This is a genomic window from Sporosarcina cascadiensis (genome assembly GCF_009650995.1).
Taxonomy (GTDB): domain Bacteria; phylum Bacillota; class Bacilli; order Bacillales_A; family Planococcaceae; genus Sporosarcina; species Sporosarcina cascadiensis.
On sequence record NZ_WHVV01000025.1, the window covers coordinates 19,895 to 29,630 of the forward strand.

Annotated in this window: 8 protein-coding genes; 5 read left to right on the plus strand and 3 right to left on the minus strand. The window is 39.8% G+C overall.

The features are described from left to right. The first annotated feature begins 255 nt into the window (after positions 1–255). From GDZ68_RS17030 to GDZ68_RS17050, 5 genes are all read left to right on the plus strand, one after another. Positions 256–1,134: a cell division protein FtsQ gene (locus GDZ68_RS17030; protein ID WP_153723518.1), complete on the plus strand. Its 879-nt coding sequence runs from the start codon at positions 256–258 to the stop codon at positions 1,132–1,134. Then, positions 1,124–2,869: an ABC transporter ATP-binding protein gene (locus tag GDZ68_RS17035; RefSeq protein WP_153723519.1), complete on the plus strand. Its 1,746-nt coding sequence runs from the start codon at positions 1,124–1,126 to the stop codon at positions 2,867–2,869. Before GDZ68_RS17030 ends, GDZ68_RS17035 begins: the two co-directional genes overlap by 11 nt. Then, a complete protein-coding gene (locus GDZ68_RS17040; RefSeq protein ID WP_153723520.1) occupies positions 2,844–3,668 on the plus strand; it encodes an energy-coupling factor transporter transmembrane component T family protein in 825 nt (274 codons plus the stop codon). Before GDZ68_RS17035 ends, GDZ68_RS17040 begins: the two co-directional genes overlap by 26 nt. Positions 3,669–3,687: 19 nt before the next feature. Beyond that, positions 3,688–4,440 carry a PHP domain-containing protein gene (locus GDZ68_RS17045; protein ID WP_153723521.1) on the plus strand — a complete coding sequence of 251 codons (753 nt, stop codon included), beginning with the start codon at positions 3,688–3,690 and terminating at the stop codon, positions 4,438–4,440. A 495-nt stretch (positions 4,441–4,935) separates the two neighbouring features. Next, positions 4,936–6,036, plus strand: a complete 1,101-nt coding sequence (locus GDZ68_RS17050) for a DUF4145 domain-containing protein (RefSeq protein WP_153723522.1) — start codon at positions 4,936–4,938, stop codon at positions 6,034–6,036. Between the two features lie 122 nt (positions 6,037–6,158). Here the strand turns inward: GDZ68_RS17050 and GDZ68_RS17055 are convergent, their stop codons facing one another. The 3 genes from GDZ68_RS17055 to GDZ68_RS17065 form a co-directional block, all read right to left on the minus strand. Continuing rightward, positions 6,159–7,421 carry a DUF5068 domain-containing protein gene (locus GDZ68_RS17055; protein WP_153723523.1) on the minus strand — a complete coding sequence of 421 codons (1,263 nt, stop codon included), beginning with the start codon at positions 7,419–7,421 and terminating at the stop codon, positions 6,159–6,161. A 772-nt stretch (positions 7,422–8,193) separates the two neighbouring features. Continuing rightward, positions 8,194–8,961 carry an AraC family transcriptional regulator gene (locus GDZ68_RS17060; protein WP_153723524.1) on the minus strand — a complete coding sequence of 256 codons (768 nt, stop codon included), beginning with the start codon at positions 8,959–8,961 and terminating at the stop codon, positions 8,194–8,196. Positions 8,962–8,980: 19 nt separating this feature from the next. After that, positions 8,981–9,736: LysE family translocator (locus GDZ68_RS17065; RefSeq protein ID WP_228551150.1), on the minus strand; the 756-nt coding region annotated here is incomplete at its 5' end.

The window sequence follows — 9,736 nt, forward strand, 5'->3', positions numbered from 1 at the left end:
AGACCACAGAAATTAAGGCAAGAGAACCCTTCGCTGTTCGATCGGCTTATCGCGCGCTCGCCTGGAACAGAAATCAACGGGACTAGGCAGCTTATAGAACGCAATTTTATTAATTCAACTTATATACCTATAAAAAAATTATTAAATATTGGCCATGAATAACAATATTTATTTACATAATATTTACACTATTCGTGCAAGGATTTTACAATTGACTGTTATCATTTGGTTTGTACATAAAAGGAGGAGCAAGTGATGACAAAAAAGAAACCGTACGAATTAACACAGTCGCAAAAAATGATGGTGTTTGTTTTATCCATGTCTTTATATGGTCTATCTAACATGTTTACGGAGCTTCTGCCTAGTGTGAAACTCGGATTCCTTGAGTTGTCGGTTGAGTATTTTGCATTTATTCCACTAACATTATGTATTTTGTTTCACCCGCTGTATGCAGCAATAGGGGCATCGCTGGGAGAAATTATTTTTGGGGAGTTGATGCTTGGTCAGTTCGGCGGCATTGGAGAAGTTGAAAAATTCATCACATTTTCACTCGGTATGTATATAGCAGGAATATTAGTTAGAAATCCATTGAATCGGATGCAGGTAAGTGTTGCTGTGATGTCGGGACTCCTCGTCCATCACTTGCTGGCACTGATGGTGGATATCGGTAAAGTTTGGGTTGGGGTTGAGGAACTTGAAGCTGTACCTGGGCTGGCAGAAAGTATCGTTCTTATTGAAGGTGTGGCATTTTTAAATGATTTACTATTCTCAGGAATCTTATTTGCGCTACTACCAACCTTGTATCTTGTACCCCGATTATACGGGAAAATTGAACCGCTTTTAGGTATGAAACCGAGAAACAACAAGGTCCAATATTCTTTAGGCGAAATTGTGACGCCTAAGTTAGTTATTGTAGGGGTTATTCTGGCAGCCATTGCAGTCGTTGCAGAGTTCATGTCTGAGGCAGATATGAATATTGCTGAATGGGAATTTGATTTTCTGGGAATGTTTGGGGATTCCTTCATATGGGTTGTCATAGGTGCCGCAGCTTTTATTGCGAGCCTGACCATTTGGATCATGAGAAGAAAAGCGAAAGACCAAAAACAAATATGGGGTGTACATCATGAGGAGTAAACCATTAATTGAATTGGAAAACGTGACGTTTACTTATCCGGGAGTTGAAGTACCTGTATTGACAGATGTGACATTATCAATCAATGAAGGTGACTTCACAGCAATTATTGGGGGTAATGGATCTGGGAAGTCGACGCTCTGTAAAACGTTTAATGGTTTGATTCCACAGTTTTATGTTGGAGAATTTGAAGGCAGAGTGATCGCCAATGGTTTGCTTGCGGAAGATCAAACGGTTGCTCAATTATCTAAGAATATCGGTTATGTTTATCAGGATTTTGACAACCAGCTATTACGTCCGACAGTAATAGACGATGTTTGCTTTACGCCATTAAATTACGGTTTACAGGATCACAAAGAACGCGGGGAATGGGCGCTGAAAGTAACAGGATTAGAAGACTTGCGGGATGAGTTCATTTGGCAATTGAGCGGCGGACAAAAGCATTTACTTGCATTGGCGGGAGCATTAGCAATGAAGCCCAAAATATTAGTCATCGACGAACCGATTGCTCAGCTTGATCCGCAGCATGCGAAAAGAATATATGATATTTTGAGAAATTTGAATATCGAATATGGAATGACAATTATTGTGATTGAGCACCATACCGAATTTATCGCAAATTATTGTCGTGAAGTTATTTTAATGGATAAAGGGCGGGTTCTTTGGAAAAAGACAACGAAAGAGGCGTTATCCCGAGTAGCAGAGTTAATGAAGCACCAGATATATCCACCTCAAGTCACGCAAGCAGCGCAACGTTTAGGGATAGATATGGGTAAAGATGATTTATATCCGACTACATTGGATGAGGCGATTACTCATTTTACGCAACAAGCTCCAAGCTATAAGGAACTGAGGAAGCATGAACCGTTACATGAAGAGGTGAAACTGAGACATCAGCCAATCATCCAATTCCAAGAGGTTTCACTTCAGTATCGTACACTTAAAAAGACAGTGAAGCACGCTTTAACTGATATTAATATCTCCTGCTACGAAGGTGATTTGATTACCCTTGTTGGAAATAATGGTGCTGGGAAATCATCACTTATTAAATTGATAACGGGAATTATGAGACCGAGTCAGGGAGATGTCCTCATTCAAGGAATAAATACGAGAAAAGCTACACCTGAAAAACTAAGTGACTTCGTATCCTATGTGTATCAAAAACCTGAAGAAATGTTTATTGACGATTCGGTACGTAAGGATATTGAATATTATTTGAAGGCAAGAAAAGTTCAGGACTATGAAGTTCTCGTAGAAAAACTGCTGGAGGATTTTTCATTAGTTGACATACAGCATCAGGATGGCCGGCTTTTGAGTGGAGGTCAACAAAGGCGAGCGTCGTTAGCGATTGGTGCAGCTATGAATCCATCAATTATTTTACTTGATGAGCCTACAGCTAATTTAGATATTGCGACTAAAAAGCATATGGTACACATGTTAAACAAGTTGCGGAAACATGTGAAATTGGTCATCGTTGCCACTCACGACATGCAGCTTGTATCGGAATGGGCAAACCGGGTCATCGTCATGAATCAAGGGCGGATTATGTGTGATGGAGATAAACATACCGTGTTTGGAAATAATGTTTTAATGGAACAAGCAGGTTTGGTGCCGCCGCAAATTCTGCAATTGAGCCAGAGATTAAAGATGGAAGTCCCTTGTCATACAGTAGAGGAATTCATCACAATATGGGATCAGGAGGGAGCAAATCTTGAACGAAGTATCGAGTATACGTGAAAAGTTTTCTGTCGAATTTGTGAAAGAGGAATTATTAAGAACTGCTTACGGAAATGGGGATACTTTTCTAGCGAGATTAGATCCGCGTGCTTTGATTTATTGGTATCTATTTTTCGGTATCGCTCCGTGGTTCATCCATAATAAAATGATACTATCCGGCTTGCTTGTATTTATGGTTGTTACAACAGTTATGGCGCGAACAAGTCCGTTAATCATCATTATTTTATGTACAGGGCTGCTAGGTGAAATTGCATTTTTGTTTTTCATCTCTTTATTTTTCGGAGGCGGCTTTGAGTCGGTGTTACCGATGTTTTGGCTGACGGTAAAATTAGCAGTCATCTCTTTGGCAAGTATTACTGTATTTTCGAGTATGGATCCGGAGCGGTTCGGCGATGCGCTGCTTAGTATGGGGCTACCATCACAAGTTTCGTTTAGTATTGCATTTGGCTATCGAACATTGCCGACATTGATGGAAGAATTCCATCAAATTTTCTTGTCTTATCGTTTACGTGGAAAAGCGCCGGACTCCCATGGATTTTTGTATTGGCGCTCCATTGTTTACTTCATGAAAATACTTGTTGTGTCCTTTTATCCCCTTCTTTTGAACGGGGCAAAACGGTCGAGAACAACCGTTGAAGCATTAGAGACTAAAGGGTTTAGTTATGCAGCAACCGATTCAAAGGTTAAAAAGATGAAAATAAGTTATATGTCTTTTAAATGGAGTGACTATGGATTTTTAACAGCATCATTTCTTTATGTAGTCGTTGTTTTTTGGCTCGGTTCGGTTGTCCAAATTTAGAAAATAAGGGGTAAAGACGATGAAAATTGATTTACACACACATGGAAAATTATCGAAAAAGGTTGAGTTTTCACTTGAGTATTTTTTGGATATGATAAACAAGGCCAAAGAAAATGAATTAGACGCGATTGCCTTGACGGAACATTTTAATACACATCGTTTTGCCGATGTCTATGACACGCTGGATAGAGAGTTTCCATACATGAACGACTATTATGAAGTGGAGGGGATGAAGGTTTTTCCGGGAATGGAAGTGGATATTCAGGAAATTGGCCATATTTTATTGATAGGAAGGCGAGAAGATATTTTTGACCTTCGGGAAAAGCTGGAGCCTTATACAATGAAAGGTCAGTTTATTCCTTTTAAACTCCTATTGGAAGAAGCATCACAATATGAATTATTAAAAATTGGCGCACATCCTTTTCGCGAAACTACGCCACTTCATCATATTGATCGTACTTTATTGTCTCAACTTGATGCGTTTGATCTGAACGGCAAGGATTTATTTGAACAAGGAGTTGCGGAGAATTCTGACAAGGTCTTACCGTTTGCGAAAGCAATGGGACTTCCAGTAGTAGGTGGAAGTGATACACATCAAAGTATTCAATATGGATGTATTGTTAATAAGTTTCAAGACGAATGCGCAACGATCGATGAATTGAAGCGAAATATTATAGAGGGGAGATATGAAATTGATATTTCTCCAAATCTAATTGAAAAAGTGGCGGCGGCAAAAAAAATGAAGAAGATGTTAAAGGCAGCGCGAAATTGAGTTAAGAAGTTTCACAAGTGCAAAAGATTGTTGAAACAACAAGAAGAAAACGTGGGGGATGAAGAACCCCCACGCTAAATATGGATACACTTGCTTTCCTTGACTAAGTATAGGAATCAACATTCTTTAATCAAGTTTGAACGTCATTTAAACTTAATCACTCACATAAAAGGATTACGGTTACGGGTTTCATAGGGGTATCTCATTTCTTTTTTAGACGAAACGCTAGTTCTATAATTATCGTATAAATGGGGTGAGTTTTCTAATAAAGTACGTTAGCGCAGGGGGGAGGCGCTATAAAACATTTGAAGCGTTCTAAAGGACAGGCCGCCGGTTGTTTAAGAAGGTTCTTCAATGGGGAAAATACACAGCAAGGCCTTGCCGATAAAACCGGCTGTGCTTTGCTCTTTCTTTCGGGTCTCCAGATATATCCTGGACATCGGAATCGCATAGCTGCAGCATCAAATACATGCAAGCATGAGGAGATCATAGATCATGGAAAATAACCCATCGTATTTTTATCATTTTTTAGAACCGATATCTGAACAACTGGCGCAAATGGCCAGCGGGCTTGAGAAAAGTATTTATGCCAGCCCGCAGACGATGCTGATGCACTCACGGACATTTGTCGAAGCGATTCTGCAGCGGGTCATGGTTGCCGAACAGCTGTCAGTGGAGGATAATCTTGCACTTAAAGACCGGATTGATTTGCTGGAGAGGAAGGATCTCCTGGAGAAGGAAGTCCTCGATGCGTTTCATCAGGTTCGAATGAACGGAAACTCAGCGGCTCACGAATCCAGGGACTTCCGGTATTCGGAGGCTCTCCTTTCCTGGGAGGCGATCTACATGATCGTCCGATGGTATGTGAAGAAATACTGCCCTCAGGATGTGAAAGTGCCAGCTTATCAGGATCCCGAACCAACGAAGGGCGATGAAACCGAAGTATCCGAACTGGAAGAGAGACTGCAGAATATGGAAATCTTGATCCGTTCAAATATTCAACAGCAAAAAGGGCTCACTGAGGAATTCGAAACAGCAGCAGTTTCAGGCCCCCTGGAAGGCGCACTGCCGGGTCTTGCATCGGTCCGCACGATCGTCTATAAAGATCGAAGTCTGGAAGTACCGCACTTTCTTCGGGATGCCTTCCTGCTGCCGCAAAGATTCGAGGAGTCGGAGAGTTTTCTTACAACGCTCGGGGCTGAACAAGAAGTACGGGTTATGAGCGAACTGCCGAATAACCTGGAGGGATTGCATCATGATATAAAGGGATTCAGTGGTGAAAATGATGAGATATTATTCAAAGAGCTGAAGCATTTTATTCAAGAAGAGACTGCCAGACGCGAGGTGGAACTGACGCATCCGGGCAAGCTTGTTCTTTTCTATAAGACAGACTATGTGCTCGTTACCGATCAACTGGCGAATATTCCGCTGACTGAAGAGGAATTCGGCAGCAGCCCGAACCTCTTTGCACAACTGCAGGAAGATCAGATTGAAAGGGTGGGTCAACTTCCGAAAGAACTGGCCACTTTAACTAAATACGACAATGTTGGTTTCGAAACAGTAAAAGAACTGTTCGCGCAATTAAAGGAGAAATAAACTATATGGAGGGGCTGATAAAGGCATTTCTCTTACCACCAGCCTTAAAACAGGTACACTAAGTACTGCAGGTGAAGGTGATGACAATAAAACGCGGCACCCTGTCAGGCACCGCGCTGCGCTTAGTTCATCGGCAATTCAAAAGTCACCGATTTTTCTTTGAATAATTTTTTTGCATTTTCGTCAGCCAGCGGGCCGAATTGGAGTTTCAGTTCCTTCAACAAATCGAACTCATCTTTGCGGAAGAGGAAGACGGTGAGAAACTCTTCTGACTCACCCGGCTGTAAATCTCCGTAAAGTGTCGGTTCCAGCATTCCTTCGGATAACATCGTGCCCCGGTTTTGATCCAGAATTAAACGAGCTTCTACGAGAGACTTTGTAAAGGCCTCGCTGCTGTCATTCACTACTTGGAACTTTGCCGTCAACGCGACGAGCGGGCCGTCACCGAAATTTCGGAAACGTTCTGCATGGGCAGTCGTTGGTGTCACGTCAGCGTATTGCACACCTTCCAAAGTAACCGAAACTTCATCGATTTTCTGAGTTTCGTTGATATCCTCTTTTGAGAAGAAAAGTTCCTTATCGGCAATCGTATCTGTCACCATTTTATCGGCATACAGAGCAGAGCTTTTCGAAGCTTTCTCGGCACCGTCTTCGTTGAATGGAATTTTGAAGATGGCTTCATTCCCGAGGCTCTTATTAAAGTCGTCCTCAAGCATCGGTCTGTCAATAGTGTATGTTGGCGCTTTCAGCCGTTCAAACTGAGGCTTGGTCATCGTGTACGCCTGCATCCCTGTGTACTTGCCTTTAGAATACTGACGGCCAGCATTGTCTTGATCACCTTTTAGCCAGTCATCCCGGTCAACGAGGCTTCTGCGCATGTACAGATTTTCAGTGCCGTCATCGGACAGCATCATCGTACTCGCATTGTAGAAGACGTCCTCATCTAACTGATTTTCAAATCCAAGTTTATAAGTGATGACATATCCCTCGTCCTCATCATCGAAGTTATGTTTAGCTGATTCATTCATATTCGTGACATGGACGATTTGATACTCATCTATTGAGAGAGTGACTTCATCCGAATAGGCATGCGTCAGGTTTGGATTGCTATTTGTAAAGACAACTTCAACATCGCCGCCTGTCTCTTCCTCTATGTAAGGATTGATATTTTCCGCAGGTCCGCTATCCGGAGTGTCGGTCGTTTCTGTCTCTTTACCTTCAGCTCCTGATGTTTCGTTTGCATCATCTTGTTTTTGCTCCGCCACTTCAGTTTCTTCAGGTTTCGCAGCAGCTGCTTTCTCACTGGAATCCTGCGTTTTACCACAAGCACTCAATAGAAGGATGGTTGCCAATCCGCTGCCAATCAATACTTTTTTCAGATCCATTATCAACTCTCCTCTTTATAATATTTTTCACATGATAACTATACCAGCTTTACCAATTAGCTAGCGGACTATCTTTGCAAACGGTTCTTAAGTGATTTATTTGCTTGCCGACCTGTGAGGGAAGTCCTACTGAAAGTGAAAAAGAGCAATGTAGGGAATGAATGTTTGGTGAAGATTGGAGTGAGAGGGGAGGGGAAAAGGCATAGGGTACTAGAATGACAGATTTAAATGTTGGAAATTATTAATTCATTGGGGCTAATGAAATTGTCACTTCATAGATGAGGCTATTATTCATCGACACGACGGACATGCCATTTGATTTTTGGAGAGAAGGCAGTGCTGGTATAGGAATGGTGTTGAGCAACCTGCAAAACTTATTGAAAATCAATATTAACTTTGCTTATTTTGAACATGAAAACAAATAGATGATCTAGAGTCAGCAATAAAAAAGCAATTACCAGAATGATAAATGGGCTGGATAAACTTGAAAAATTTGCTAGGTCTGCTTGCAAGAGAATTTTTTCTTTTATCTCATCATGAAAAATGGAATAAAAGAAAGTGAAACCAATAATCATTTACTAAGTTATCGTTGGTTTAATGACATGGCCATTCATAGCTTTAATGAAAGTCTGAATGATTTCATACCCAGATTAATCAAAGAAATGAAGGCCTATTGGGAGAATGGAAAATTGCCCCCAACAGCAACGCACGATATCGCTATACAGTAATATTTAATTAGGAAAAACGAACAGACCTCTCATAACAAGGTCTGTTATTTTATTTGTTTGAGATACTCAATAGCTGTTAATCCATAAACTCGTTTAAATTGCCGATTAAGGTGTGTTAAATCTACAAAATCAAATTCAGATACAGCTAAGTAAGCATCTTCTTCTTTCTCAATAAACTTCCTGGCATTATCAACTTTCTTGTTAAGGTAGAATTGATATGGAGTAATTCCTGTCTGTGACTTAAAGAACCGTATAAATTGAAACTTCGACATGCTAAACTTCTCTGAAATCGATTCTACACTTAAGCGTTTTATATTATATTGAATGTCTTCTTTCATTTTCTTAATTAAGGTATCTTGGTTGTGAATTCTATTTGTATTAATTGTTAAATTTTCTGCCAAGTTAAACAACAAATCATCACATATACACTCATCTGCTTCTGTGAGGACTGCCGTCGCAAGATTCATAACGTGTTGTTGAATATTATGATTATAGATAACAGGTGTAGAGAAGTAAATGTAATCTTTTTGCTCCATTGCTTCTAAAAGTAGTCTTGGTTCAAGATAAAGCATAATATAATCAAGGCCTTGCTCGTTATGAGCTGCTCCATCGTGTAATTGTTCTGGATTAAAAAACATAATTCCGTTTTTATGAGATAGCTGTAAGTTCCCATCCAAATGATAATGTTGGATACCTCTTTTGGTAACACCTATTGCATATTCACCATGCGAATGTTTTTTATATGAAAAATCAGTAATACTTGCGGAAAGAGCTTTTATGTTGTTATGTTTTTTGTAAAGAAATTGATTCACCTTTCTAATCACCTCTTAATTAGAACCAAATCATGGCAGCAGCATAGAGCAAAAAAAGTGCCATAATAATATTAGTTATTTTGTTATGTTTTCGCAAAATCTCCTTAAATATTGCTCCAAAACCTACCCAAAGAATAAAAGAAGTAAAACCTATCAGGGTAACACCTACTACAGCACCTGTTAAAGGGCCAAAACCATTATAGTAGGGTAATACAAAACTTGGGAAAAGTGTTAAAGCAAAAATTATTGGTTTAGGGTTTAACATTGAAATAACTAATCCACGTTTAAATGAGCCTGCACTATTAGTATAAGTTGCATTTTTAGAAACATCCATTTTGTACACTTGAAAAGCTAAGTAAAGCATATATACTGTACCTAAAACTTGAACGTAGATGATAAGACTAGGTATTAAATTCAAAAAAAATGAATTTAATACTGCTGAACCTGCAAGTAGAATACCAAATCCTAATACTGAACCATACGCAAAACTCATTGCTGTTCTAACACCAAAGTTCTGTACGGTTGATAGTATTAAAATATTGGTCGTTCCAGGCGTGATGGTAACGATAAAACAGTAAATAATAAAAGAAAATATACTCATATGCTCTGCACCCCTTAATGTTGTATCTCTACAATCTACATTGAAAGAGTTGTCGCATATAGTACATAATTGCACATAATTCATGTCGATGGAACATAATGGTGAAATATAAATGTTGAATAACTGGGGAACAAAACTAAATAAAAGCAGCACAGTGAATGCATATGAATACAC

Bases quoted from the DNA above. Each gene is read 5' to 3' on its own strand.
- GDZ68_RS17045 (WP_153723521.1), top strand. From the start codon at position 3,688: ATGAAAATTGATTTACACACACATGGAAAATTATCGAAAAAGGTTGAG.
- GDZ68_RS17030 (WP_153723518.1), top strand. From the start codon at position 256: ATGACAAAAAAGAAACCGTACGAATTAACACAGTCGCAAAAAATGATG.
- GDZ68_RS17050 (WP_153723522.1), top strand. From the start codon at position 4,936: ATGGAAAATAACCCATCGTATTTTTATCATTTTTTAGAACCGATATCT.
- GDZ68_RS17035 (WP_153723519.1), top strand. From the start codon at position 1,124: ATGAGGAGTAAACCATTAATTGAATTGGAAAACGTGACGTTTACTTAT.
- GDZ68_RS17055 (WP_153723523.1), bottom strand. From the start codon at position 7,421: ATGGATCTGAAAAAAGTATTGATTGGCAGCGGATTGGCAACCATCCTT.